Genomic DNA, 25,443 nt, shown 5'->3' on the forward strand with positions numbered 1-25,443 from the left:
TATGCAAATATTCGTCTGTGAAAATGTCTTGCCATGCAGGCCCACCGTTGCGAACGGGCAGCACGTCGTAGCATTCTCTCTTTTCCCGATATTGCCCCGGAAAAGAGGCCGGACATTCGCTCGAAGCAATTAAACGGTGCTTGCCTTGCCCGCTCCGAGCCAAGCCGACGGAGGCAAATTAACGGGATTCTGGGCGCTGGGCTGTTCCAAACGGAACATGAATTTCGTCAGCCGCGCTTCAGGTGCTCGTCGAGTCTCGGCATGATCTCGACGAAATTGCACGGCATGTGCCGGTAATCGAGTTGCTGCTTCAGGATTTCGTCCCAGGCATCCTTGCAGGCACCGGGGGATCCGGGCAGGACGAAGATGAACGTCGCGTTGGCGACCCCGCCCGTGGCTCGCGACTGGATCGTCGACGTGCCGATCTTCTCGTAGGAGATCCGGTGGAACACCTCCGAAAAGCCATCCATGCGCTTCTCGAAGAGCGGCTCCAGCGCTTCCGGCGTCACGTCGCGGCCCGTGAAGCCGGTGCCCCCGGTGGTGATGACGACGTCGATCGCGGCATCGAGCGTCCAGGCCTTTACCTGTCCGTAGATCTTCTCGCGCTCGTCGGGAACGATTGTCCGCGCCTCGAGCCGGTGGCCGGCCTCCCGTATTCTCGCTTCGAGCACATCGCCGGACTTGTCGTCCGCGCGTGTGCGCGTGTCCGAGACCGTGAGCACGGCGATGCCGATGGGAATGAAGGGACGTCTTTCATCGAGGCCGGGCATCTGGCGTTATCCTGATTTTCCCGCGGTTCGCGTCGCCTGAACGTACCATCGCGGGTGGTCGGCGGAAATGGTCTCAGCGGCACGCTCGGCGCTTTTCGTCCCCGTGAACAGTCCGAAGCAGGTGGCGCCTGAGCCGGACATCCGCACGAGCGCGGCGCCTGCATCGTGCAGTGCCTTCGAGACGGTTTCGATCATCGGCTCGTGCGCACGTGCCGGCGGCTCCAGATCGTTCCGCATGGCCGCCATGGCCGTCAGCCATTCGGCAGTCGAGCGGGCATCTTCAGGCAAGACCAGCGCAGGATTGGTCTTCCTGACGAGCGATCGGAAGATAACCGGCGTGGAGACCGCGACGAGGGGGTTGACGAGGACGACGTCGAAGGGCGGCAGCTCGGGAAAAGGCGTGATCTCTTCGCCGATGCCTCTCGCGACGAGGGGGCCTCGGTCGAGACACATCGGAACGTCCGCGCCGAGCTGCAGCGCAAGGCTGTCGAGCCTTGCCGCTTCGACGGTCGCGCCCCAGAGCGACAGCAGCCCGCGCAGAGTCGCGGCGGCATCGGCCGAGCCGCCGCCGATCCCCGATGCTATCGGCAGGTTCTTCTCGAGATGCAGATGAACCGGGCCGGCCATTCCACCCTGCGCCGAAAGCTCGCGCCGCAACAGGTCCCGGGCGCGGAGCACGAGATTACCACCATTGCCCTCGGCTGAGAGGTCGGTGGCGAAGCGGCCCGACACCGTGAAACGGTCCCTTTCCGCCGCGGTCAGCCCGACCCGATCGCCACATTCGGCGAAGGTCACGAGGCTTTCCAGCAGATGGTGGCCGTCGGCGCGCTGCCCGACGACGTGCAGCGCGAGATTGATCTTGGCGGGCGCCGCAAAGGTCAGTGCGAAGCCCGGAATGCCGTCTGCCTGCATGTTACGGTCAGGACTTCTTGTCCGGCGCTGCCTCGGTCTTTTTCGGCAGTATTTCCTTGGCATCCGCCGCGGCCGGGACCGGTTCCTTAAGCGGCGGCAGACCGTTTTCGATCTTCGCCTTGATCTTCGGAATTTCCGCTTCCTCGGGCTTCAGTTCCAGCGCCTGATTCCACTGGAACACGGCTTCGAGCTTGCGGCCGACGCGCCAGTAGGCATCGCCGAGGTGGTCGTTGATCGTCGCGTCGCCGGCCATCAGTTCGGCAGCGCGCTCGAGCTCGGTCACCGCCTCGTCGAACCGGTTCATGCGGAAATAGGCCCAGCCGAGCGAGTCGACGATATAGCCGTCGTCGGGCTTGAGCTCGACCGCCTTGCGGATCATCTCAAGCCCGTCCTCGAGGTTGATGTTCATGTCGACCCAGGAATAGCCGAGATAGTTCAGAACCTGCGGCTGATTCGGGTTGAGCTCCAGTGCCTTGCGAAAGTTCGGCTCGGCCTTTTCCCAGAGCTTCTGGCGTTCGTAGGCAATGCCGCGCTGGAAGAAGACGGTCCAGTCGCTCCGCTTCGGCACGGGGCCGATCGCGGCGACCGCACGGTCGTAGAGCTCGCCCATCTCCTTGTAGTCCTTGGCGTCGGAAAGCACGCTGCCATAGGCGAGATAGTTGCGGATGTTCTTGGGATCGACGTCGATCAGCCCTTTGAGATGCTTTTTCGCCTCGTCTACCTTGCCGATGCCGGCGAGGCTGAGACCAAGCTGAAGTTCGGAGAGGCGGCGCATCGGCGAGCTCTCCGGCACGCTCTTGTAAAGCGCTATCGCCTCTTCCGGCTTTTTGAGGTTTTCGGCGATCCCGCCGAGCATCACGAGAATATCGGCGCTGTCCGGGTCGAGCCGACGCGCCGTCTGAAGGTAGAGCGAAACGATGTCTTCCGCGCCCTCGCGGTTGAGCGCGCCGCCGATCGAAAAGAGAACGGCGGCCGCACCCTGCACGGCGTTGCGTACCTGCTGCTCCTGCGGCTTCCCTTCCTCGACACTCTTCCTCAGCGCCTCGAGCGGAGTGTAGTTGTTGACGAGGCTTTCGCCGACGGCGATCGTATCCAACGCCTTCTGCTTGTTGCCTTCGCGCGCTTCGAATCGCGCCAGCGCCTCGACGGCCCGCATGAAAGTGTCCGGCGCAGCGCCGCCGCCTTCTCGGTCAAGAATGGCGTCGTTGAGCCGGGCGCGCGCCGTCGTCTTGTCGCCGGCCGCAAGCGCAATCGCCCCGGCATGATAGTTCCTGAAGATCCGGAACCATTCCGGGCCATCCAAATTCTTGATCTGCGCCAGCGCTTCCTTCGGTCGCCCCTGGCCGAACTTGGCCCAGGCGGAAAGCAGCGAGCTCATCAGCCGGTCGAGATCGTTCGGACCGTCGTAGTTCAAGAGCTTTTGCGCGTTGCGGTATTCTCGCTTGCGGATGGCTTCGATCGCGCGGACCACCGTGGTGATCCTTTCGACGGCGGGATCCGATTTCAGCTCTTCGGCGATCTTGGCGCCTTCATCGAACTTGCCGCTCATCAGCAGCGTGATCATCAGCCGCTGCTTGACATCCTTATTGCCGGGCTCGAACCTGAGTGCGGTGCGATAGAGTTCGGTTGCCGCCGCAAAGTCGCGATCGACGTCTGCCGTGCGCGCCGCAAGGAATGCGCCGGCAAAGGTGTTGACGCTCCTGATGTCGAAAGGCTCGGCGTCTTCGACCGGCGCCTTCTCCTCGGCAAAGGCCTGCTGGTTGCCGGTCACCGTTGCAAGAACCAGCATTGCCGCGCCGCTGAGAAGGCGAAGGAATGTATTCTGCCGCATATCAAACCTTTCATTGCCGGTGGTACGATTCGAGACGCCACCGCTGGTTGGCCCGGAGCCGATTGGAAATCGGGCGCAAGTCTTCAAGAATAGAATGGCTTTTTTGGCGCAGCGCGGCAAGAAAATCCTCCGGAGAGGTCTTCGTCCGCCGCTGCTGCGGCGCCGGGTCCCGTGCCGGAAGCGTAAGCCTCGCGGCAACACTTTGAATTGCTGCATGTTTCTGCCCTTGGATCGGCCGCGATGCAAGGAAACATGAAGTGGCTCAGCTTACCCGATCGATGCAGAAATCGATCACCTCGACGAGCGCCGATTTCCATGGGGAAGCCGGTAGCGGCGCGAGCGCGTCGCGGGCGATCGTACCGTAGTGTTTGGCACGGGCGATCGTATCCGTAAGGCCGCCGTAGCGACGGATGAGACCCAGCGCCTTTTCGAGATTTGCCGCGTCGCTTGCGCCGCCCTCGATCGCCTCGCGCCAGAAGGCCCGGTCTTGCGGCGTGCCGCGGCGATAGGAGAGAATGACCGGCAGCGTGATCTTGCCTTCGCGAAAATCGTCTCCGACATTCTTGCCGAGATCGCTCGACGTTCCGCCATAATCGAGAACGTCGTCGACCAGCTGGAAGGCGAGGCCGAGATTGGTGCCGTAGGACTTCAGCGCGTTGCGGTCGGCTTTGCTTCCGCCTGCGACGATCGGCCCGACCTCGGAGGCGGCGGCGAAGAGGGCCGCGGTCTTGGCGCGGATAACCTGCAGATAGTCGTCCTCGGTCGTCTCCATGTTCTTGGCGACCGAAAGCTGCAGGACCTCGCCCTCCGCGATTACCGATGCGGCGGTCGAAAGGACGTCGAGCGCATCGATCGAACCGACGTCGACCATCATCCGGAAAGCCTGCCCGAGCAGGAAATCGCCCACGAGCACGCTTGCCTGGTTGCCCCAGATCGTCCGCGCCGTCGATTTGCCGCGCCTCAGATCGCTCTCGTCGACCACGTCGTCGTGCAAAAGGGTCGCCGTGTGCATGAACTCGACGCTGGTCGCGAGCTTGATGTGACCATCGCCCTCGTAGCCGAACATCGAAGCGGCTGCGAGCGTCAGCATCGGCCGGAGCCGTTTGCCGCCCGAGGAAATCAGGTGGTTGGCGACTTCCGGGATCATCTGGACGTCGGAACCCGCCTTGGAAAGAATGAGCTGGTTGACCCGCTCCATGTCGGACAGCGTCAGGTCGACAAGCGGCTTCACAGATGCCTGTTTGTTTTTATTGTCTTCCAGCGGTATCACTACGCCCAACGCCCGGACTCCTGTTTCGTTGCGGGTTCGACAATAGAAAGAGGGGCTTCGGGCGGCAAGAGGCGAATTGTCCCGCCCGCAGCTTTAAGACAGGAAAATAGAGCCGGATGAAAGAGCTGATCCGCACCAATGATGCCGTCCTTCTTTCCTTTGCGGAAAGCCTGATGAAGGATGCCGGGATCGGATGCTTCATCGCCGATCAGGACATGAGCATACTCGAAGGATCGCTCGGCCTACTGCCGCGGCGCTTCCTGGTCGCCGAGGACGATGCCAACCGGGCGCGGCGCATTCTGATCGATGCGGGCCTCGAATTGGAATTGCGGCAATGATCGGCTGTGGCCCTTCCGCGAGGCGGAAAGCGGCATGACGGGAATTCCGGAGACGGTGGATGCTTTCCACCGCGGCAGGTTCCACCTGATCCAGCCTCTGGGTCAGGGGCACCGTTCGGGAATGGATGCGATGCTGGTCGCATCCCTCGTTTCCTGCCGCAGGGCGTGCCGCGTCGCCGATCTCGGCGCCGGCGCCGGTGCGGCCGGCATGGCCGTCGCGTCGCGGATCGAGGAGGCCGAAGTGCTGCTGGTCGAGCGTTCGCCGGTCATGGCGGATTTTGCGCGCCGCAGCCTCGCATTGCCTGAGAACGCGCACCTTGCCGGCCGTGTCTCGGTGCTCGAGGCCGATGTCGCGCTGAGCGGCAAGGCGCGCGCGGGCGCGGGTCTTCCGGACGACACATTCGACCACGTGATCATGAACCCACCCTTCAACGACGCCGCGGATCGCAGGACGCCCGACCGGCTGAAGGCGGAGGCCCATGCGATGAGCGGCGACGTGTTCGAAGCGTGGATCAAAACGGCCGGAGCAATCATGAAGCCGGGCGGGCAGCTTTCCCTGATCGCCCGGCCCGAATCGATCGCCGGGATCATCGAGGCCTGCGGCCGCCGCTTCGGCGGCATAGAGATCACCCCGCTTCTGCCGCGGGCAGGCGAAAATGCCGTGCGCATCCTCGTATCCGCGATCAAGCAGAGCCGCAAGCGGCTGGCGCTGCGCGCGCCGCTCGTGATGCACGGGGAGGGACACCGCTTCTCGCCCGAAGTCGACGATCTCAACAATGGTCGCGCGGCCTATCATCGCCGATGATTAACCGTAAGCAGGGCATTGCGTTTGCGACGCCAATGCATACATGCACGACGACGATTTGGATTGTTGCATGTCTTTGTTCTTAAATCGGCTAGGATTTAAGAGGATATGCAGAGATTGCAGCGGGCAGGAGTTGAAATGGCCGGATTCTTCAGAAAGCTGATGCCGAAGCGCTTCCGCAGGGATGGTGTGACGATTCCGGCGATCAGGCTGCATGGCGCAATCATGGCCGGCGGCAGCCCGCTCCGCCCGGCTCTCAATCTTGCGACGGTTGCGCCGCTGCTCGAAAAGGCCTTCTCCGTCAAGGAGGCACCCGCCGTTGCCATCTCCATCAACTCTCCGGGCGGTTCGCCGGTGCAGTCCCGTCTTATCTATCAGCGCATCCGCGATCTCGCGCAGGAGAAGAGGAAGCGCGTGCTGATCTTCGTCGAGGACGTGGCGGCGTCCGGTGGTTACATGATCGCACTGGCCGGCGATGAGATCATCGCCGATCCGACCTCGATCGTCGGCTCGATCGGCGTCGTTTCGGGCGGCTTCGGCTTCCCTGATCTCCTGAAGAAGATCGGCGTCGAGAGACGGGTCTACACGGCGGGCGAAAACAAGGTCGTTCTCGATCCTTTCCAGCCGGAGAAGGAGCGTGACATCGAATTTCTCAAAGGCCTGCAGCTCGAGATCCACGACATCTTCATCCAGATGGTCAAGAGCAGGCGCGGTTCGCTCCTGGCCGACCATCCCGATCTTTTCTCGGGGCTGTTCTGGACGGGGCAACGTGGCCAGGAACTCGGCCTGGTCGACGCTCTCGGCGACATGCGGGGCGAGGTGAAGAAGCGCTATGGAGAAAAAGCGCGGCTCGAGCTGATCCAGCCGGCCCGAAGCCTCTTCGGGCGACGTCAGCCCGGAGCAGCCGTAGCCGGAGCAATCGCGGGGCCGCTCGTCGCAACCGCGGCTGCAGGTCTTGTCGACGCCGTCGAGGAACGGGCGCTTTGGGCGCGTTTCGGTCTTTGAACCGGCCCCGTTTCTTGCGTGAGCGTGTGTTTTTGAAGAACGGTCTCGCGGCAGCATCTGGCCAGTACCGCATGAGCGCGCTAACACTGCGATTTGCTGCATCCCCTCGCGCCATCGTTCCATCGGAGGGATATGCAGAGGAGGAACCATGCCGCAGATCATCCTGCTTCTGATTATCGCCGTCATCGCCTGGATCGGCTATCGCAAGTTCGTCGCAGACGCCGAGAAGCTGACGCGTCAGCGTGAGCGCCTGCGCCGGCAGCGCGAGACTGGCGCAAACGGCACGCTCGTCAAGGACGCCGAGACCGGCGAGTACCGCCTGAAGCGCGACGACGAATGAGGCTGCCTGACGGAATACCGGCGGGTGAAGGCGCTTGACCCTCGCCCTGCGGCATGGCACCTGTCCCCGCAAATCTTGACGAATTCGGACCCGGATCCCATGACGATTGCACCCCTCCCGGACCACATGAACCCGAAGCGCTCCTTTCAGGCTCTGATCCTGACGCTGCACAACTATTGGGCCGACAAGGGTTGCGCCGTGCTTCAGCCCTACGACATGGAGGTCGGCGCAGGCACGTTCCATCCGGCGACGACCCTCAGGGCGCTCGGGCCGAAGCCATGGCGCGCCGCCTATGTGCAGCCGTCGAGGCGCCCGACCGACGGTCGCTACGGCGAAAATCCCAACCGGCTGCAGCACTATTACCAGTATCAGGTGATCTTGAAGCCCAACCCTTCCAATCTGCAGGAGCTTTATCTCGGCTCGCTCGAGGCCATCGGCCTCGATCCGCTGCTGCACGATATCCGTTTTGTCGAGGATGACTGGGAGAGCCCGACGCTCGGCGCCTGGGGCCTCGGCTGGGAATGCTGGTGCGATGGCATGGAAGTGTCGCAGTTCACCTATTTCCAGCAGGTTTGCGGCATCGAATGTTCTCCGGTTTCCGGCGAACTGACCTACGGCCTCGAGCGCCTGGCGATGTATGTCCAGGGCGTCGACAATGTCTACGACCTCAACTTCAACGGCCGCGAGGGCGCCGAGAAGATCAGCTATGGCGATGTCTTTCTGCAGGCGGAGCAGGAATATTCGCGGCACAACTTCGAATACGCCAACACGGCGATGCTGCATCAGCATTTCATCGATGCGGAAAAGGAATGCCTGGCATTGCTGGCCGCCGGTGCGCCTGATGACTCCAGCAACAACCGCCTGCACAAATGCGTCTTCCCCGCCTATGACCAGTGCATCAAGGCGAGCCACGTCTTCAACCTTCTGGATGCCCGGGGCGTGATTTCGGTGACGGAGCGCCAGAGCTACATCCTGCGCGTGCGTACGCTCGCGAAAGCCTGCGGCGAAGCCTTCCTGCTGACCGAGGCCGGCGGCGCCAACTGGAACAGGGAAGCGGCCTGATCAGGAGGTCGCGGAGGTCCTCCGGCATCGGGGGGCAAGCGGGTCCGATTGCTGCGAGCAGAAGTGCTCGCTCCCGTCGAGCCGCCACTTCGGCGCCGGCGCTCTGACGCTCGACAACTCGCCGGCATAGATTTGCAGCGCGCGGCGCACACCGCTCGGCCTTTCGATGGGACCCGCGCTTGCATGGGTCGCGAAAAGGGCGGCAAAGGCGATCACGTTGATGAAGCTCACGGGCGTGTTCATGGCGGCACTAAGCGTTGTGGTTGTTCGATGGATAGACTATCGAGCATCCGCCGACGCGTTGCCGTTACCGGTGGAACAGCCTGAGGCTGCAGGCGTCGGCACCACCCGTTCGGCAGGGGCTGGGGTCGGTCTTGTGATCGGCCGCTGTAGAACTTTGAATTGCTGACCGGTTTGTTCTTGAATCGAATAGAATTTAAGAAAACATGCAGTAGGATCGCCGTGATCCAAAGGAGGGTTTGATGATCGGGCTGGCAATTGGCGTCGCCGTTATTCTTTATCTCGTCTTCGTCTATAACGGTCTCGTCAAGGCGCGGCAGATGGCCGAGGAGGCCTGGTCCGGCATCGACGTGCAGTTGAAGCGGCGCGCCGATCTCATCCCGAATCTGATCGAGACGGTGAAGGGTTACGCCGCTCACGAGAAGTCGACGCTCGAGGAGGTCGTTACGCTGCGCAACCGGGCTCAGGCGGTGCCGGAAGGCGATGTCGCGGCGCGGGCTGCGGCCGAAGGCGCGCTTTCGCAGGCGCTTGGCCGCGTCTTCGCGCTCGCCGAATCCTATCCGGACCTGAAGGCCAACGAGAATTTCGCAGAACTCCAGCGTTCGTTGGAAACGATCGAGGGCGAGATCCAAATGTCCCGGCGCTACTACAACGGCGCAGCGCGCGATCTCAACGTCAAGGTCGAGAGCTTCCCGTCGAACCTGATCGCCAACGCCTTTCGCTTCGTCAAGGCCAGTTATTTCGAGATCACCAACGAGGCGGACCGCGCGGTTCCGTCGGTCAAGTTCTAGATCAATTTCACTGAATCAATAAAACGATCTATCGGTTCGAAACCGCGCACTTCCGGACGGAAAACCGTTAAATACTTATCTGGAAGTGCTCCGGTGGGCCTGAAAAAGGGAATCCCGATGAGGCGGCTTTTCGCGGCGCTTGCGCTCGTCACCTTCGTTCTTGCCGCGCCGCTCGTCGCGGCGGCGGAAGAGTTCATCTCCGCCTACCATTCGGTCATCGAGGTCGCGAAAGACGGCACGCTCACGGTCACCGAGACGATCACGGCGAATGTCGAAGGCAACCGTATCCGGCGCGGCATCTACCGCGACTTTCCGCTGACCTTCGTCGACGAGCGCGGTGGCCGCAGCAAGGTCGACTTCAACCTTCTCTCCGTCGAGCGGGACGGCGACGAAGAGGAATACCGCACGGAGTCGATCAGCGGCGGCATCCGCATCTATACGGGAAGCGCCGACGTGCTCCTGCCGCATGGCGAACACACCTTTCAGATCACCTACGAGACGAGCCGGCAGATCCGCTTCTTCGACGACCACGACGAGCTCTACTGGAACGTGACCGGAACCGAATGGGCATTCCCGATCGAGGAGGCGACCGCCACCGTCACCTTGCCGAAGGGCGTGAAGGCGGAGGCGCTCGACGTCTTTACCGGCGGCTACGGCGCGACCGAAAAGGATGCGCGCGCGGTGGAGGAGGGCGACGAGATCTTCTTCGCGACCACGCGCCGGCTGCGCCCGCAGGAGGGATTGACCGTCGCGATCAAGCTGCCCAAGGGCAGCATCGAACGGCCAACCGCCTCCCAGGAAAATATCTGGTGGCTGCGCGATCACATGACCCTCGTCATCGCCGGGTCCGGCCTCCTCCTCGTCCTGCTCTATTACGGGCGCGCCTGGGTGCGTGTCGGCCGCGACCCAGCCCGCGGCGTCATGGTCCCGCGCTGGGACCCTCCGCACGGCGTCTCGCCCGCGCTCGTCAACTATATCGATAACAAGGGCTTTTCCGGCGAAGGATGGACAGCGCTTTCCGCGGCGGCGCTCAACCTTGCGGTCAAGGGGCATGTCATCCTCGAAGACCTGAAGAAGGCGGTCGTCATCACCGCCACGGGCAAAAGCGGCGAGAAGCTGCCGACCGGCGAAGCGGCCTTGATGAAAGCGGTGGACGCGGCCGGCGGCAAGCTCACCATCGACAGGGCGAACGGCAAGAAGATCCAGGCGGCGGGCTCCGGCTTCCGCAGCGCGATGGAGCGCGAGCATCGCGGCAAGTATTACCGCGCCAATACCGGATACGTGGTTGGCGGCATCGTGCTTTCGGTCGTCACTCTCGCGGCGCTGTTCGTCTTCGGCGACCTGAGCGAGGACAGCGTTCCTTTCGTCATCGTCCCGGTCTTCCTCGCCGTCTTCATTTCCGCCTTCGCCGTTTCGGTCGGTAAATCGCTCCGGCGCGGCTCGAGCCTCGCACGCCGCATTCTGTCGATCGTCGTGCTTGCCTTCATCGGCTTCGTGCTGTTCACGGTTTTCTCGAGCATTCTCGCCGCGCTCGTCTTTTCGGCCAGCGATCCGGGCGACCTGCCGCTGTTCTTCGCCATCGGTGGCATCGTCCTCGTCAACGGGCTTTTCTATTACCTCATGGGCGCGCCGACGCCGCTCGGCACGCGCATGATGGATGGCATCGACGGGCTCAGGCAATATCTTACGCTCGCCGAGAAAGACCGTCTGAACATGCAGGGCGCGCCGGAAATGTCGCCGCGGCATTTCGAGACCCTGCTCCCCTATGCCGTCGCACTCGGTGTGGAAAAGCCCTGGAGCGAGACCTTCGAGCGTTGGCTGCTTGCGGCTTCCGCGGGCGCGGCGGCAGCCGCCTATCAGCCGAGCTGGTATCACGGCGACAGCTTCGGGCCCGGATCCTTCACCGACACGATCGGCGGTTTTGCCGGTTCGATGGCGGATACGATGACGTCTTCCTTGCCGCCACCTGCGAAGAGTTCGTCCTCGGGCTTTTCTTCCGGCGGCGGATTTTCCGGCGGTGGCGGTGGCGGCGGTGGCGGTGGCGGCTGGTGACAGCGGATTTCCTCGCCGGCCGTGATGACATTTTCGCCAGAGCTTGCTAAGTCCGCCGCAACCTTCCGGAACAGAACGAAGTCTCGAATCCATGCCCGATCTCCTTATTGAATTGCGATCCGAAGAAATCCCCGCCCGCATGCAGCGCAAGGCGGCCGGCGATCTGAAGAAGCTCGTGACGGACGCTCTGGTTGAGGCGGGGCTCACCTATGAAGGCGCGCGCGAATACTGGACGCCGAGGCGGCTGGCGCTCGACATCCGCGGACTGACCGCGCGCTCCGCCGACCTGCGCGAGGAGCGCAAGGGTCCGCGCATCGACGCGAACGAGAAGGCGATCGAAGGCTTTCTCCGCGCCGCGGGCCTCTCCTCCATCAGCGAGGCTCATGTCCATAACGACCCGAAGAAGGGCGATTTCTATGTGGCGCACATCGTAAAGCCCGGCCGGGAGGCGGAAGAGATCATCGCCGATGTGATGCCGGCGATCATCCGCGACTTTCCCTGGCCGAAATCCATGCGCTCCGGTGCCGCTTCGGCCAAACCTGGCAGTCTTCGCTGGGTCCGGCCGCTGCAGTCGATCGTCTGCACGTTCGGCGCGGAACACGACGAGACGAAGGTGATCCCCTTCGAAATCGACGGCATCGTCGCCTCGAACGTCACCTACGGCCACCGGTTCCACGCGCCGGAGGCGATCACGGTCCGCCGCTTCGCCGACTACGCCGAGAAGCTTGAAAAGGCGAAGGTCGTGATCGATGCGGAGCGCCGCAAGGAGATCATCTCGGCCGACGCCCACAACATCGCTTTCGCCAACGGCCTCGAGCTCGTTGAAGACGAGGGCCTCCTGGAGGAAGTCGCCGGTCTCGTCGAATGGCCGAGGGTGCTGATGGGCAGCTTCGAGGAAAGCTATCTCGAAATCCCGTCCGAAATCATCCGACTGACGATCAAGACCAACCAGAAATGCTTCGTCACGCGCAAGCCCGGCGCCGAAACGCTGTCCAACCGGTTCATTCTCGTTTCGAACATCGAGGCGAAGGACGGCGGCAGGGAGATCGCCCACGGCAACGGCAAGGTCGTGCGTGCGCGGCTCTCCGACGCGGCGCATTTCTGGAAGCGCGACCAGGGCGATTTGCCGGATCTCGAAACGCTGACGGCGTCTGCCGAGAAGTTCGGCCTCGATCTGAAAAAGCCTCTCGACCAGCGCATGGCGAAGCTCGACGCCCTGAACGTGACTTTCCATGCCAAGCTCGGCACGCAGGGCGATCGTGTCGTCCGAATCCGCTCGCTCGCCGCAGCGCTCGTCAAGCTCACCGGTGCCGATCCCGCCTCCGTCGATCGCGCGGTCGTGCTCGCCAAGGCGGACCTTCGCACCGAGGCAGTCGGCGAATTCCCGGAGCTGCAGGGCATCATGGGCCACAAATATGCCGTTCTGCAGGGTGAAAGCGCGGCCGTCGCCAATGCGATCGAGGATCACTACAAGCCGCAGGGACCATCCGACCGTGTGCCGACCGATCCCGTCTCGGTAACGGTGGCGCTTGCCGACAAGCTCGATACCCTCGTCGGCTTCTGGGCAATCGACGAAAAGCCGACCGGTTCCAAGGACCCCTATGCGCTGCGCCGTGCGGCACTCGGCGTGATCCGGCTCATTCTGGAGGGAAGTGCGCGGCTGCCGCTTCTGCCTTGTTTCGATGTGGCGCTCGCCGCCCTGAAGGCGCAGCGTCCGGATATCGCAGCCGAGATTTCCGCCGATCTGCTCGCCTTCTTCCATGATCGCCTGAAGGTTTACCTGCGCGATCTCGGCGCGCGATACGATCTGATCGATGCGGTGCTCGCGCCGGATGCGGACGATCTGTTGATGATAGCCCGCCGCGTCGAGGCGCTGACCGCCTTCATCACGGCCGAGGAGGGCAGGAACCTGCTCACCGGCACGAAACGTGCGACGCAGATCCTCGCTGCCGAAGAGAAGAAGGGTACGGAAGTCGCCGAGAGCGTCGACGAAGCATTGTTCCGGCTCGATGCCGAGCGGACGCTGCATGCTTCGATCAAGGTCGCGTCGGACGATGCGCGCGACGCGATCGTCAAGGAGGATTTCCGCTCGGCCATGGAGGCGCTCTCGAAACTGCGCGAGCCGGTCGACGATTTCTTCAACGATGTTCTCGTCAATGACGAGGATAAGGCGATCCGTGCCAACCGCCTCGCGCTCCTGGGCCTCATCCGCTCGGCGACGGGTGAGGTGGCGGACTTCTCGAAGATATCGGGGTAACTCGAAGCGCTCTGCACCGCACAGGTTGCCGCGTTGACGACCGGCCGATATGAAAGCCCATGACCGCCAGGATTCTCGTCAGTGCCTGCCTCATGGGACATGCCGTTCGTTACGACGGCGCATCGAAGCCGCTCATTCACCCGGCGATCGATCGCTGGAGGAAGGAAGGGCGGCTCGTCACCATCTGTCCGGAAATGTCGGCCGGCATGCCGGTGCCGCGTCCGCCGGCCGAGATCGAAGGGGGCAGGACGGGCGCCGACGTGCTCGCCGGCAGGACGCGCGTCCTCGAAAAGACGGGCGGCGATGTGACGTCGGAGTTTCGTCGCGCAGCGGAGAATGCGCTTGCGCTGGCACGCGAGACGAATTGCCGGTTTGCCCTGCTGATCGACGGCAGTCCATCCTGCGGCTCCCGCTTCATCCATGACGGCCGGTTCAGCGGCGAGCGTATTGCGGGTGAGGGCGTGACGGCCGCGCTGCTGCGGGCCAACGGCATCGAAATCTATTCCGATCGTGAGATAGAGACCTTGGTCGCAAGGGTCGGCGATGCCGGCAACGAAGTTGGGGTATCGCTCTAAAGATTACGCCCCTGCTTCTCTCAGGGGCGCAACCTCTCGCTTTTGCAGCGAATTTGCCCGTCAGCCTTGAACGTCGACTGACTGGGGCAGGGAACGTTAATAATATGGTATCAATCTAGGCGAAGATCGAAAATAGCCGGATCAATTTTCCGTGAACCGCCGCTGGCCATGGAGGCAGCAACCGCGGCGGTTTTTGCGGTATGGTCGATGGAGATTTCCGCGATTTCGCCGCGGTGGGTGCTTGCCGAGACGTCGGCCACTGCCGGTTCGCCGGTCTGCATTCCCGCGGCCCGGATCGCGACATCCGATGCATCGTTGACGAAAATGACCGGCGAGCCGCCCAGCCACGCTTCCGTGCGGACCGACTTCACCTCTCCATGGATTTCCTTGAGCTCCACGCGATCCGTGCCCGGCGCAAGATCCGGGACGACGTAGGAAGGCTTCCTCTTTGGCTGCAAGGGCGGGCAGGCCGCGCAGGAAACCGTCGCGACGCTCGAATTGACAGCCTCGCCGGAGGTGATGTTGTCGATCGAAGAGGCTGCCGCAGGACCGGCGGTATAGACGAGAGCGGCTGTGATCAGCAGGGAACGCATTGATCTCTCCTCGATTGGTCAAGGTGAGAATAGCGGTCTCCCCTTACCTTCCGGTCAGGAGAAATCATAAAATTTGAACGATACGGCCTTTCCTGCAGCGCCGCTCGCTGAAGCCGTCAGGCAGTCTCGCGCGCGACCGCCCGCCAGCCGATGTCGCTGCGATAGAAGCCGTTCTCCCAGCGAACGCCGCGAACCGCCGCATAGGCTGCGTCCTTCGCCTCACCGACGGTCTTTCCCGTGGCGGTGACGTTCAGCACCCGGCCGCCGGTTGCGACCAGCCCGCCTTCCTTCATTGAGGTTCCGGCATGAAATACCTTGGTCGCGGAGGACGCGTCGGGCAGGGCCTCGATCGGTGTATTTTTTTCGTAGGCGCCCGGATAGCCGCGCGAGGCCATCACCACGGTCAGAGCAACGTCGTCGCGCCACTCCGCTTTCGTCCCCTCGAGCGTTCCGGTGGCCGCCGCGTAGAGCAGCGGCAGGAGGTCGCTCTCGAGCCGCATCATCAGCACCTGGCATTCGGGATCGCCGAAGCGGACATTGTATTCGATGAGTTCCGGGCCCTTTTCCGTGATCATCAGGCCGGCAAAGAACACGCCGGCGAAGGGATGACCGCTTTCGGCCATGCCGCGGACGGTCGGTTCGATTATCTCTTTCATCGTCCGTTCCACCATCTCGGCGGTCATGACCGGCGCGGGCGAATAGGCGCCCATGCCGCCGGTGTTCGGCCCGGTGTCGCCGTCGCCGACACGTTTGTGATCCTGCGCGGAGGCGAGCGGCAGCACGCTCTTGCCGTCGCAAAGGCAGAAGAAGCTGGCTTCCTCGCCGTCGAGATAGGCCTCGACGACCACCTCGGCGCCGGCCGCGCCGAAGGCGCCCGCGAAGCATTCGTCGACTGCGGCAAGGGACTCGTCGAGGCTCATCGCCACCGTCACGCCCTTGCCGGCGGCAAGCCCGTCGGCCTTGATGACAATCGGTGCGCCCTCTTGGCGGACATAGGCCTTGGCGGACGCGGCATCGGTAAAGCGTCTATAGGCCCCGGTCGGGATCCCGTATCTCGCGCAGAGGTCCTTGGTGAAACCCTTGGAGCCTTCAAGCTGGGCCGCTGCGGCCGAAGGGCCGAAGGTGGGAATATCGGCCGCGCGAAGCACGTCGCCAAGACCGGCGACCAGGGGCGCTTCGGGACCGACGACCACGAAATCGATCGCATGGGTCCTGCAGAAATCGACGACGGCCTGGTGGTCTTCCGTGTCGAGGTCTGCGATCGTGGCCTCCTCGGCGATGCCCGGATTACCGGGGGCGGCATAAAGCTTGGTCAGCCTCGGCGACTGCGCGATCTTCCATGCAAGCGCATGTTCGCGGCCGCCCGATCCGATCAGAAGAACCTTCATCGCCATCCTCGCCGTCAGGAATTGTTGCGCTGCGGTTAAGACGGCAGGCGGGACGAGGTCAAGGAAAAAGCGGCCCGCGCTGCAAATTTCCTGGTGCCAGCCAGCGTGCTTCTGTCGGGAGTAACGTCAGCGCCGGCTTGCAGCCACCGGCCAGCCGTCGTCGTCAGCCGGCGTGTCTGCGGCGAGCGCGACCCGGGAGAGCGCCCAGATCGCCAGCTCGGTGAGCGGGAGCGGCTTGCTGATCAGATAGCCCTGAAAGCGGTCGCAGCCCGCCGCCGTCAGCATGGCGAGCTTTTCCGGCGTATCGACGCCTTCGCCGACCACGGTCATCTCCTTCGCGTGGCAGAGCGCGACGACCGCTTTGAGTACCGCCAGCGATCGCGAAGCGGCCAGGTTGGAGACGAGCGCCCGGTCGAGCTTGATGGTATCCGCGGCATAATCGATGATCTGCTGAACCGATGTGTAGCCGGCGCCGAAGTCGTCTATCGAGAGCCGGAAGCCTTTGCTCCTGAGTTCTTCCATGTTCAGGCGCAATTGATCGCTGATCTGGACGGCGAACGTTTCGGTAAGCTCGATGTCGATCGATCGCGCCTCCAGACCGTGGCGCGTGAGGCAGTCCGAAAAATGGTCGTTGATCGACTTCGAGTGCAGTTCGGCCGAGGAGATGTTGATCGCCAGAACCGTATCGGGGCCGAACAGAGCCTTCAGCTGGTGGCAATCCGACATCGCCTTGTCGATGACCCACCAGTCGATTTTCGTGAACAGACCGGAGCTCTCGGCTATCGGAACGAATTCGTCGGGCGTCACATGCCCCAGGACAGGCGAGTGCCAGCGCAACAGAGCCTCGCAGCCGGTGACTTTTCCGCCGGCGTCGACGATCGGCATGTAGACCAGGTGAAACTGCTCGTCGGGATCGAGCGAGCGCAGCTCATCCTGGATCTGCCGCTGACGGGTGCGCTTGTCATTGAGCGCGCGGGAGAAGCGGGCGGACCGGTTCTTGCCGGCACTCTTCGCCTGGTACATGGCAGCGTCGGCATTCGAGATCAGCTCCGCGACCGAGTTCGCATCATCAGGACATGCGGCAACGCCGATGCTTGCCGTGACCGGATAACGCTTGCCGGAAAGCTCGAACCCGTCTGAAAACAGAGCGAGGATCGCGCCGCAAACCTCCCGCACCGCGCCGTCGCCGAGCTGCGAACGCAACAGAACCGCGAATTCGTCGCCGGAGAGCCGCGCGAGGATGGCCGGCTCCTGTCCGCGCCTGCGCGTGATCGCTCCGACATCGCGTGCGATCCGGGCGGCGAGCGTTTTCAAGAGCTCGTCGCCGACATCGTGGCCGTGCTTGTCGTTGACGAACTTGAAGTTGTCGATGTCGATGAAAAGCAGGCTGCATTTCTCGCCGGATGCGACAGCCTCCTGGACGGCCTGCGCGGCAAGCATGTTGAAGCGTCCCCGGTTGCTGATGCCCGTCAACGTGTCGGTCCAGGAACTCCGCTGCACGAGTTGGAGCGACTGGACGGATTGTCGATGCATCTCCCGGATGTTTCGGGTCAGGCGGCCGATTTCGCCGGCCTCGTCCACCTCGGCGATTTCCGCGCGCGCGCCGGCCATCACCGCCATGACATTGGTATCGAGGGTTGCGATCGGGCCCGTGATGAAGCGGCGGATGAGCACGATAATCAGCCAGATCGAAAAGAGGCTCATGGCCAAAGCGCCGAGGGCGAGGAGCACTTTCTGACGCATCATCTGGGCTTCGAAATGCGCATCAGAAACCGTCAGCGTCGCATGCAAGGCGGGCCCGAGAGGAACGCTCGCCGACAGATCGTCGGTCACGGCAAGCGGCCACGGCTGGAGGACGATATCGGCGCCATATTCCCTTTTCAGCGGGGCCAGCAGCCTGAGAAAGCGGTCGGGCTGTACCGCAACCTGCATCAGCAGCGCATTTGCCCTGTTGCTGGGAGCCGGCCGGCCAAAGGTTACCGGATCGACGAACAGCGAATAGACGATCCGCGGCCGGTCGCCGGCGGAGTCGACATAGCTCCAGTCGCCGAGTTTTGATCCGTTGAGCAACTGGCGCGCGAGATCGAGCTGTGCCGGATCGATTTCCGCAAAGGGATCCCAACTGTTCTCGAAGTAGTACTCCGCTTCCAGCTTGCTGTTGAGAACAGCCAGGGAGATAAACCCCGCAGGATCGTCGGACAGCGAGGTCAGGCTCTCCTGCAGCCGCACACCGAGCGCGTTGGCGCGATATTTCTTGTCGGTTTCGGCCACGTATTGCCGCAGCGCGTTGCCGCTCAAAAGCGCGTTGAGGGCACCGCGGCTGCGCCGAACCTCGTTCTGGAAGACGGAGGCGGCATGTTCGAGCCGTTGTGAAAGCTTGGCGTGCTCGAGTGCGCGGATGGAACGGCTCTGGGCGACGTGTACGGAGAGAGCCGCGAGAAGATAACCCGCCAGCACGACCGGAAAGATGAGGATGAGCGCACGCTTGCCGAGGGTCACTGGAAGTTCGCCAACGTGTTGATGATTCGCCGGCGCGCTTCGATCGACCTGACGGACAATTCCTGGTGGTGCTGGTTTTTCGCCGTGATTTCGGACGGCGGGTAGATTTCCGGATCGGAGCGCATGGTCTCCGGAAGGAGCTTGAGCGCCGCGCTGCTTGCGGTCGGCATGTTGAGCGCGATCGCGTTGGCAGCGGCGGCCTCCGGCGATCCGATGAAGTTCAGGAATTCAAGAGCCCTTTGCTTGCGAGGGGATGCGGCCGTGACGGAAAAACAGTCGACCCACGACAACGTGCCCTCTTTCGGGACGGCGTAGCGCCATAGCCCCGCCTTGCCGGCTTTACTGTTGAGCACATGCTGATCGCCGCTATAACCCAGCGCCAGATAAATATTTCCGGCCAAGGCCGGATCCTGGATCGAGGTGACGACGTAGTCGTAGGTCAGCACGGATGGGGCCTGCGTCTTCAGGAGCGCGAATGCGGCCTTCAGCGTTGCCGTGTCGTCGGCATTGACGGAGGCGCCGAGCAGTATCAGCGGTGGCACGAAAATCTCGCTGTGGTCGGCGAACATGGCGATGTGCTTCTGCAGCGCCGGTGCCGGACGCATCATGTCACGCCAGGATGTCGGTGGCGGCGTAACCACATCGGAGCGATAGAGGATGCCGACCGTGCCCCAGAAGTAGGGAAGGCCGTAACCGGCGCAGGATTTGCGCCATTGCGGCGCATAGTCCGCGAGCGCGGGCAGATTGGTCTCGGAGAGCGGCTCGATGATGCCCTTCCGTCCGAAAAGCGTCGCGCCGTTCTCATCGACGATGACCAGATCGATGTTACGGCCCGGATCAGCAAGAATCTCGTCGCGGGCATCGTCGCTGTCGAAATTGATCTGGCGGATGGAAACGCCCGTCTTTTCGGTCCAGCGGTCGATGAGACTCTCGGCGATATAGTCTTCCCAGATAAGCAGGTTGAGCGTTTCGGCGCGGCTCGCGGAAGCGCAAAGCAGTGTCGCCAGAAAGACGGAAATAGCTCTGCGTGCGTTCATTCTCTGCCCCTGCACACCCCCATCGCCGGACGCTATCCGGCAATGATTGAGGAATGCTTACGTCCGGAGCAAGATCGTGCGGGCGCGAGGCGCCCGCACGCCTGTTCATCGCGCCGGCAGCTTCGGCAGAAATACGGTGAGCAGCCCGAGGAGCGGCAGATAGGAGCAGATCTTATAGACGAACTCGATGCCCTGCCGATCGGCGAAGACGCCGAGGACCGCGGCGCCCATGCCGCCGGCGCCGAAGGCGAAACCGAAGAAAACGCCGGCGATGAGCCCCACCCGGCCGGGAACGAGTTCCTGCGCGAAGACGACGATCGCCGAGAAAGCGGACGAGAAGATGAGGCCGATGATGACGCTCAGCACGCCCGTCCAGAACAGGTTCGCATAAGGCAAGAGAAGGGTGAACGGAACGACGCCGAGGATCGAGAACCAGATGACGAAGCGGGCGCCGTATCGATCGCCGATCGGGCCGCCGAGGAAGGTTCCTGCGGCCGCCGAACCGAGGAAGAGGAACAGCATCAGCTGCGCCTGCTGTACGCTGGTGCCGAACCTTTCAATGACGAAGAAGGTGAAATAGCTCGAGATGCTGGTGAGATAGACGTTCTTCGTAGCCGTCAGCAGGACGAGGATCGCGATCGTCCACAGGACCCGCGCCTTCGGCAGGGGCAGCGCGCGGCTGGGGACGGGACGGCTCATGGTCGCGCGGCGGTGGCGGACGTACCACATGCTCACCCAGGAAAGCACGAAGAAACCGGTGATGGCGACGATGGAGAACCAGCCGAGGCTGCCCTGGCCGAAAGGGAGCACGATGAATGCGGCCAGCAGCGGGCCAAGCGCGCTTCCGGCATTGCCGCCGACCTGGAACAGCGACTGGGCCAGCCCGTGGCGGCCGCCCGACGCAAGCCGGGCCACGCGGGAGGATTCGGGGTGGAAGATCGCCGACCCGATGCCGATCAGGCTCGCTGCCAGGAGAAGCATCCAGAAGTGGTCGGCATTGGCGAGAAGCAGGAGGCCCATGCAGGTCGAGAGCATGGCGAACGGCAGCGAATAGGGTAGCGCCCAGCGATCCGTCACGATGCCGATGGCCGGCTGCAGCATCGACGCCGTCACCTGAAACGTGAACGTCAGAAGGCCGATCTGGACGAAATCGAGCGCGTAGTTTTCCTTGAGCAAAGGATAGAGCGCCGTCAGCAGCGATTGCATGATGTCGTTCAGCATATGACAGAAGCTGACCGCCAGGATGACCGAAAATGCTGTCTTTTCCGGGCTGATGGTGCCCGCCGACGTGACCGTTGCCATGGAGAATGTTTCCTTAGGGGGCGGCTCGCCAACGGAGCCTTTTCGGCCATCTCTAGACGGGTTGTCGCTGGCCTGCTTTTGTGATTTGGTCGAGTTCTTTCGAGAGTGGGCCATATGGCGAAATCCGACCGACATCACCTGCCAAAGTTGCCGGACGCGGATCATTTCAGAAGCCTGGAATGGATCGAGAAGGCGAACGCGCCCGTTCTCGCGATCGGGAGGGACTACGCCTGCGGGCTCACCGTGCCCTCCCACAGCCACAGCCGGACTCAACTCTGGTGGGCGCGTTCGGGGGTGGTGCTCGTCTATACGTCGGAGGGACGCTGGATGATTCCTCCGGGACACGCCTTGCTGGTTCCAGCGGGAATCGAGCATTCGGCCGAGATGGTCAGCGATGTGCGTATGCATTCCATCTACATCCCGCCGGAGGCAAGCGAAGCGCGCCGGCCTCTCGTCCTGGAGATGAGCGCGCTCGTCGGCAGCCTCATCGACGAACTCGTCGGCGCCGGGAACGAAGCATCGTCCGAACGGCGCGAAAGCCTGATCATGGAATTGCTGCTCACGGAAATACCGCGGCTCAACCAGCGACCTTTAGGCCTGCCTTTCCCGCGCGACCGCAAGCTTGCAGCCCTCTGCCGGCAATTTCTTGAAGCGCCGTCGGCATCCGCGAATATCGACGCGTGGGCGGCGCGCATGGGCATCAGCCGGCGTTCCTTCACGCGGCTCTTCCGGCAGGAGACGGGCGTGAGCTTCGTCACGTGGCGACAGCATGCCTGCATCTTCGCCTCGCTGCCGCGCATTGCGGACGGCGAGCCGATCACCACGGTGGCGCTCGACGCCGGTTACGAGAACGTCGCGGCTTTCACGACGATGTTCCGCCGCATGCTGGGTGCGCCGCCGAGCGTCTACCTGCGTGACCAGCGAACCTGAACGGCGTCGGTACTTTCGTAGAATTGCGCCAAGGCCTGTTGAAATTCGCGCCACCCGCGGCGGCCTGTTTGATTTCCTCATTCCCCGCGCCGCAGACGCGGCGCTGCTGGATCCCTGTGACAAGCACAGGGATAAGGGCGGAGAGGGTGCGGTCCCTCGGCGCGCTTCAAAAAAGACGTACCCTTTCATTGCGTGACAGGTTGACCATCCCCTCGCACACTCGCAAGCGAATGTTGTAGCAACCGCACATCCCCGGTCCTCATTCCTGTGCTTGTCACAGGAATCCAGCCAGACCAAGTCCTTGGGCTGAAAGAACGCTTCCGCGCCGCGGACGCGGCGCTGCTGGATCCCTGTGACAGGCACAGAAATGAGGAGAGGAAAGATTGCAGTCCTGTAGCGCCGCGCGTCTTATAAGACGCGCAAAGGTCGCTGTAGCCCTTTGAACTGCTGCATGTTTTGTCCATTGATCGGCTACGATCAACATGCAGTGGCGCACGGTCGGTACTCGGGGAATTCAATGGCATCGCCATGCGTGCCGACAAAACCGACCAGAGCTTCAACGCCATTATCCATCTCGCAGCAGCCGTCATGAACTCAAATTGAATCTCGACAGGCCCTAGTTCAATTTGCGACGTAGCCGCGGTTCGGTGTGAATCCCGAAGCTGAACAGATCGGATTAACGTAATCTCATGGACTTGCCGAAGATAAGAAGGCGTTGTATGAATGGGTAACCACCCCTTATAGGTGCTTTAGGCACGTCCTGGGTTTGCCAACCCAATAAACTATTCTTCGGAGTATAGATGAGAACTCGTGTTGTTTTTCTTGCGTCTCAGGTTTTTCTTCTTGCAGCCGGAGTCGTTGCCGCCGAAGAACGCCGGTACCCCTGGTCTGGAGACTGGTATCTGAAGATAGGCGCCACTGGTTTTCTCGGTCCGGAGTATGAGGGCGGTTCGAAGCGCATGCTTCAGGCGGCGCCGCTCGTTTCGCTCGGCAAGGCTGGCAGCGCCGTGCGCTTTTCGTCGCGCAACGACAACATGTCCTACGCCCTGCTCGACCAGGGACATTTTCGCGCTGGCGCCGTCGGCAAATTGATTTTCGAGCGTGACGAGGACGACTCGAGCGATCTTAAAGGCCTCGACCATCCGAAATTCGGCGGCGAAATCGGCGGTTTCGCGGAAGTCTACCCCACGGACTGGATGCGCCTTCGCGCCGAGATACGTCAGGGTATCCGCAGCCATCACGGGGTTGTCGCCGATGTCGCGGCGGATGCCTTCGCCGATCTCGGCGAAACCGTCCGCATTTCCGCCGGACCGCGGTTGACGGCGGCATCGAGCGATTATTTCGACGCCTATTATGGCGTCAACGCAGCGGAATCCGCTGCTTCGGGACTCGGCACCTATGATCCGGGTGGCGGTATTCACTCCGCTGGGCTCGGTGCGGAGATCAACTGGATGGCGACCGAGAAGCTCGAAACGGGTGTCTATGCCGAATATCGGCGATTGATGGGCGCTGCCGCCGATTCAAGCCTCGTACGCGAGCGCGGCAGCCCCGACCAGTTCCTCGTCGGGGTGACCGCGACCTATCGCTTCGATTTCACGCTCCCCTGACGGGTCGGCCTGGATGCGGGCGGGATGAAATGGAGCGCTTGACCGGCGGGTTTTGCGGGGCCAAACAGAGGCCATGAACAGTTCTTCCATCGATTCCGGCCGCGTGCACGACGCGCCGTCCAACAATTGGGTCTATCGGGTTCTGCCGCGAGCGCTGTGGCCCTATGCGCAGCTCGCGCGTTGGGACCGGCCGATCGGCTGGCAATTGCTCTTGTGGCCGTGCCTTTGGTCGGCGGCCATGGCGTCCGGAACGGCGGCATCGCTCGGCAGCTTTTCGGCTGGGCGATTTCTCTTCCATGTCTTTCTGTTCGTTGTCGGAGCGATTGCCATGCGCGGTGCCGGCTGTACCTACAACGACATCGTCGATCACGACATCGACATGGAAGTGGCACGTACGCGCTCCCGACCGCTGCCTTCCGGCCGCGTCACCCGTTTTCAGGCGAAGGCATTCATGCTGTTGCAGGCCCTTGTGGGCCTCGTCGTGCTGCTGCAGTTCAACGGTTTCACGATTTTTCTCGGCTTCCTTTCGCTGGCGCTGGTCGCGATCTATCCTTTCGCCAAGCGCTTCACGGACTGGCCGCAGTTTTTCCTGGGGCTCGCCTTCTCCTGGGGCGCGATCATGGGCTGGACCGCTGAGTTCGGCAGCCTCTCCCTGGCCGCGATCATCCTCTACGTTGCCGCCATCGCCTGGACCATCGGTTATGATACCATCTATGCCTATCAGGACAGGGAGGACGACGAGCTGATCGGCGTTCGCTCGACCGCCCGCCGCTTCGGCGACAACCCGCGGCCCTGGCTTATCGGGCTATACGGGATTGCGGTTTTCCTGATGCTTTTCGCCTTCCTGTCCGCCGGCGCCGGATTTTTCGCCTATGTCGGGCTTCTGGTGGCCGCGGTGATGCTCGCCTATCAGATTCTCGTATTGAACATTCACGATCCGCTACAATGTCTCGCGCTGTTCAAGTTCAACGGCGTCGTCGGCCTGATCATCTTTGCCGGACTTGTGCTCTCGCTTCTCGTGCGGCTCATTTGAACGCAGAAGCCGGCCCTAAGGCGCGGAGCGTCGAAGGGCCGGCTTGCTGATCGTTGTCTTGTGACTTGGAACGCTGCGGTCACGCCCGGGCGATGATTTCGCGGCCGTCGATCTTCATCTGGATGCCGAGACTGCCGGTGGAGCGGCGCACGAGAAAGCGCGGCCGGCGCTCGGCGAAAAAGGAATGGCGGCGGCGCGGCTTTGCGGGAGCGGCGCGAACATCGCCGATATGTTCCTCGAGCGGCCGTGCGACCCCGTCGGCTTCCACCATGAGCATCGGAATGCGATAGGCTTCGGCCCAGGCGCGCCAATCTGCTGCGATGTCCGAAAGATCATGAGCCACGAGCAGCGGGATACAGAGATCCGGATCGTCGTGATGAAGTTCGAGCGTCACTGTAACCTCCCCGTCGCCATGGTCGATTGCCCGTGCCGCCACACCCTTGAAAGCTCGCGCCGGCAGAGCGATCGAAAGCGGCAGGCCGCTGAATGGTAGCACCTTGCGCAGAACAGCGCCACGCTCGTCAAGGCTGATGCTGACATTCCCCGTGTGCCCGCGCAGCACGTAGCTTGCTTGCTGCGGAAAGCGCTTCGGGTCAAGTCTGAGCGTGTTTCCGACCCAAGCCGGCTGAGAGAGTGTATTGCGCATTTCATATCGCCCTTGTTTTTCCTTGAGAGCCGTTTCCGGCTTTCCTGTCGGGACTTTTCGTCCTCTAGGGGCGGAGGATAGGCGGGCTCCGTTCCGGGCGGCTTAAAATTCGCGGTTAAAAAAACTTTGCTGTCTCCGATGGTTAGCAAAAGCCGAGGCC

23 protein-coding genes are annotated in these 25,443 nt (G+C 62.6%); 12 read left to right on the top strand and 11 right to left on the bottom strand.

Going from position 1 to position 25,443, the window contains the following annotated elements; translation table 11 throughout:
- Positions 1-227: 227 nt before the first annotated feature.
- The 4 genes from moaB to CN933_RS07460 form a co-directional block, all read right to left on the bottom strand.
- Positions 228-770 carry a molybdenum cofactor biosynthesis protein B gene (moaB, locus tag CN933_RS07445; RefSeq protein ID WP_018094389.1) on the bottom strand — a complete coding sequence of 181 codons (543 nt, stop codon included), beginning with the start codon at positions 768-770 and terminating at the stop codon, positions 228-230.
- Between the two features lie 6 nt (positions 771-776).
- A complete protein-coding gene (locus CN933_RS07450; protein WP_102761390.1) occupies positions 777-1,682 on the bottom strand; it encodes a 4-(cytidine 5'-diphospho)-2-C-methyl-D-erythritol kinase in 906 nt (301 codons plus the stop codon).
- Between the two features lie 7 nt (positions 1,683-1,689).
- On the bottom strand, positions 1,690-3,513 hold the full coding sequence (locus CN933_RS07455) for a tetratricopeptide repeat protein (protein ID WP_018094391.1): 1,824 nt from the start codon (positions 3,511-3,513) through the stop codon (positions 1,690-1,692).
- Between the two features lie 262 nt (positions 3,514-3,775).
- Positions 3,776-4,792 (bottom strand): polyprenyl synthetase family protein, encoded by a 1,017-nt coding sequence (locus CN933_RS07460; RefSeq protein WP_010968861.1) that lies wholly within the window; start codon positions 4,790-4,792, stop codon positions 3,776-3,778.
- 107 nt (positions 4,793-4,899) lie between these two features.
- On the opposite strand from CN933_RS07460, the gene CN933_RS07465 reads away from it, so the two are divergent.
- The 5 genes from CN933_RS07465 to CN933_RS07485 all read left to right on the top strand — a co-directional run bounded on the left by CN933_RS07465 (position 4,900) and on the right by CN933_RS07485 (position 8,333).
- Positions 4,900-5,121: a putative signal transducing protein gene (locus CN933_RS07465; protein WP_018094392.1), complete on the top strand. Its 222-nt coding sequence runs from the start codon at positions 4,900-4,902 to the stop codon at positions 5,119-5,121.
- 34 nt (positions 5,122-5,155) lie between these two features.
- On the top strand, positions 5,156-5,926 hold the full coding sequence (locus CN933_RS07470; protein WP_018094393.1) for a tRNA1(Val) (adenine(37)-N6)-methyltransferase: 771 nt from the start codon (positions 5,156-5,158) through the stop codon (positions 5,924-5,926).
- A 138-nt stretch (positions 5,927-6,064) separates the two neighbouring features.
- Complete coding sequence (locus tag CN933_RS07475; RefSeq protein WP_102761391.1) at positions 6,065-6,931, top strand: S49 family peptidase; 867 nt, start codon at positions 6,065-6,067, stop codon at positions 6,929-6,931.
- Between the two features lie 148 nt (positions 6,932-7,079).
- Complete coding sequence (locus CN933_RS07480; protein WP_018094395.1) at positions 7,080-7,271, top strand: hypothetical protein; 192 nt, start codon at positions 7,080-7,082, stop codon at positions 7,269-7,271.
- Between the two features lie 99 nt (positions 7,272-7,370).
- Positions 7,371-8,333: a glycine--tRNA ligase subunit alpha gene (locus CN933_RS07485; protein WP_018094396.1), complete on the top strand. Its 963-nt coding sequence runs from the start codon at positions 7,371-7,373 to the stop codon at positions 8,331-8,333.
- On the opposite strand, the gene CN933_RS07490 is transcribed toward CN933_RS07485, so the two are convergent.
- A complete protein-coding gene (locus CN933_RS07490; RefSeq protein ID WP_018094397.1) occupies positions 8,334-8,576 on the bottom strand; it encodes a hypothetical protein in 243 nt (80 codons plus the stop codon).
- Positions 8,577-8,815: 239 nt separating this feature from the next.
- Between CN933_RS07490 and CN933_RS07495 the strand changes: the two genes are divergently transcribed.
- From CN933_RS07495 to CN933_RS07510, 4 genes are all read left to right on the top strand, one after another.
- Complete coding sequence (locus CN933_RS07495) at positions 8,816-9,364, top strand: LemA family protein (protein ID WP_018094398.1); 549 nt, start codon at positions 8,816-8,818, stop codon at positions 9,362-9,364.
- A 117-nt stretch (positions 9,365-9,481) separates the two neighbouring features.
- On the top strand, positions 9,482-11,416 hold the full coding sequence (locus tag CN933_RS07500) for a DUF2207 domain-containing protein (RefSeq protein ID WP_026168544.1): 1,935 nt from the start codon (positions 9,482-9,484) through the stop codon (positions 11,414-11,416).
- A gap of 91 nt (positions 11,417-11,507) precedes the next feature.
- Entirely contained in the window at positions 11,508-13,673 is a 2,166-nt protein-coding gene (gene glyS / locus CN933_RS07505; RefSeq protein WP_018094400.1) for a glycine--tRNA ligase subunit beta, read from the top strand.
- Positions 13,674-13,732: 59 nt separating this feature from the next.
- The gene (locus tag CN933_RS07510) at positions 13,733-14,248 is read left to right on the top strand and encodes a 2-thiouracil desulfurase family protein (protein ID WP_018094401.1); all 516 of its coding nucleotides are present in this window, start codon (positions 13,733-13,735) and stop codon (positions 14,246-14,248) included.
- 110 nt (positions 14,249-14,358) lie between these two features.
- On the opposite strand, the gene CN933_RS07515 is transcribed toward CN933_RS07510, so the two are convergent.
- The 5 genes from CN933_RS07515 to CN933_RS07535 form a co-directional block, all read right to left on the bottom strand.
- Positions 14,359-14,841: a plant virulence effector HPE1-like domain-containing protein gene (locus tag CN933_RS07515; protein ID WP_018094402.1), complete on the bottom strand. Its 483-nt coding sequence runs from the start codon at positions 14,839-14,841 to the stop codon at positions 14,359-14,361.
- A gap of 116 nt (positions 14,842-14,957) precedes the next feature.
- Positions 14,958-16,229 carry a phosphoribosylamine--glycine ligase gene (purD, locus tag CN933_RS07520; RefSeq protein ID WP_018094403.1) on the bottom strand — a complete coding sequence of 424 codons (1,272 nt, stop codon included), beginning with the start codon at positions 16,227-16,229 and terminating at the stop codon, positions 14,958-14,960.
- 126 nt (positions 16,230-16,355) lie between these two features.
- Positions 16,356-18,728, bottom strand: coding sequence for a putative bifunctional diguanylate cyclase/phosphodiesterase (locus CN933_RS07525; RefSeq protein ID WP_018094404.1), 2,373 nt, complete (start codon positions 18,726-18,728; stop codon positions 16,356-16,358).
- Entirely contained in the window at positions 18,725-19,765 is a 1,041-nt protein-coding gene (locus CN933_RS07530; protein WP_018094405.1) for a polyamine ABC transporter substrate-binding protein, read from the bottom strand. Before CN933_RS07530 ends, CN933_RS07525 begins: the two co-directional genes overlap by 4 nt.
- Before the next feature lie 105 nt (positions 19,766-19,870).
- Positions 19,871-21,067, bottom strand: a complete 1,197-nt coding sequence (locus CN933_RS07535; protein ID WP_018094406.1) for an MFS transporter — start codon at positions 21,065-21,067, stop codon at positions 19,871-19,873.
- A 114-nt stretch (positions 21,068-21,181) separates the two neighbouring features.
- Here CN933_RS07535 and CN933_RS07540 point away from each other — a divergent pair, with 114 nt between their 5' ends.
- From CN933_RS07540 to ubiA, 3 genes are all read left to right on the top strand, one after another.
- The gene (locus tag CN933_RS07540; protein WP_018094407.1) at positions 21,182-21,997 is read left to right on the top strand and encodes an AraC family transcriptional regulator; all 816 of its coding nucleotides are present in this window, start codon (positions 21,182-21,184) and stop codon (positions 21,995-21,997) included.
- Positions 21,998-22,797: 800 nt separating this feature from the next.
- A complete protein-coding gene (locus tag CN933_RS07560; protein ID WP_102761392.1) occupies positions 22,798-23,604 on the top strand; it encodes a MipA/OmpV family protein in 807 nt (268 codons plus the stop codon).
- A gap of 73 nt (positions 23,605-23,677) precedes the next feature.
- Positions 23,678-24,637, top strand: a complete 960-nt coding sequence (gene ubiA, locus CN933_RS07565; RefSeq protein WP_018094409.1) for a 4-hydroxybenzoate octaprenyltransferase — start codon at positions 23,678-23,680, stop codon at positions 24,635-24,637.
- A gap of 79 nt (positions 24,638-24,716) precedes the next feature.
- On the opposite strand, the gene CN933_RS07570 is transcribed toward ubiA, so the two are convergent.
- Positions 24,717-25,283, bottom strand: a complete 567-nt coding sequence (locus tag CN933_RS07570; protein ID WP_018094410.1) for a DUF6101 family protein — start codon at positions 25,281-25,283, stop codon at positions 24,717-24,719.
- Positions 25,284-25,443: the final 160 nt, after the last annotated feature.

The organism is Sinorhizobium sp. M4_45, assembly GCF_002885915.1.
GTDB classification, from domain to species: Bacteria; Pseudomonadota; Alphaproteobacteria; order Rhizobiales; family Rhizobiaceae; genus Sinorhizobium; species Sinorhizobium meliloti_A.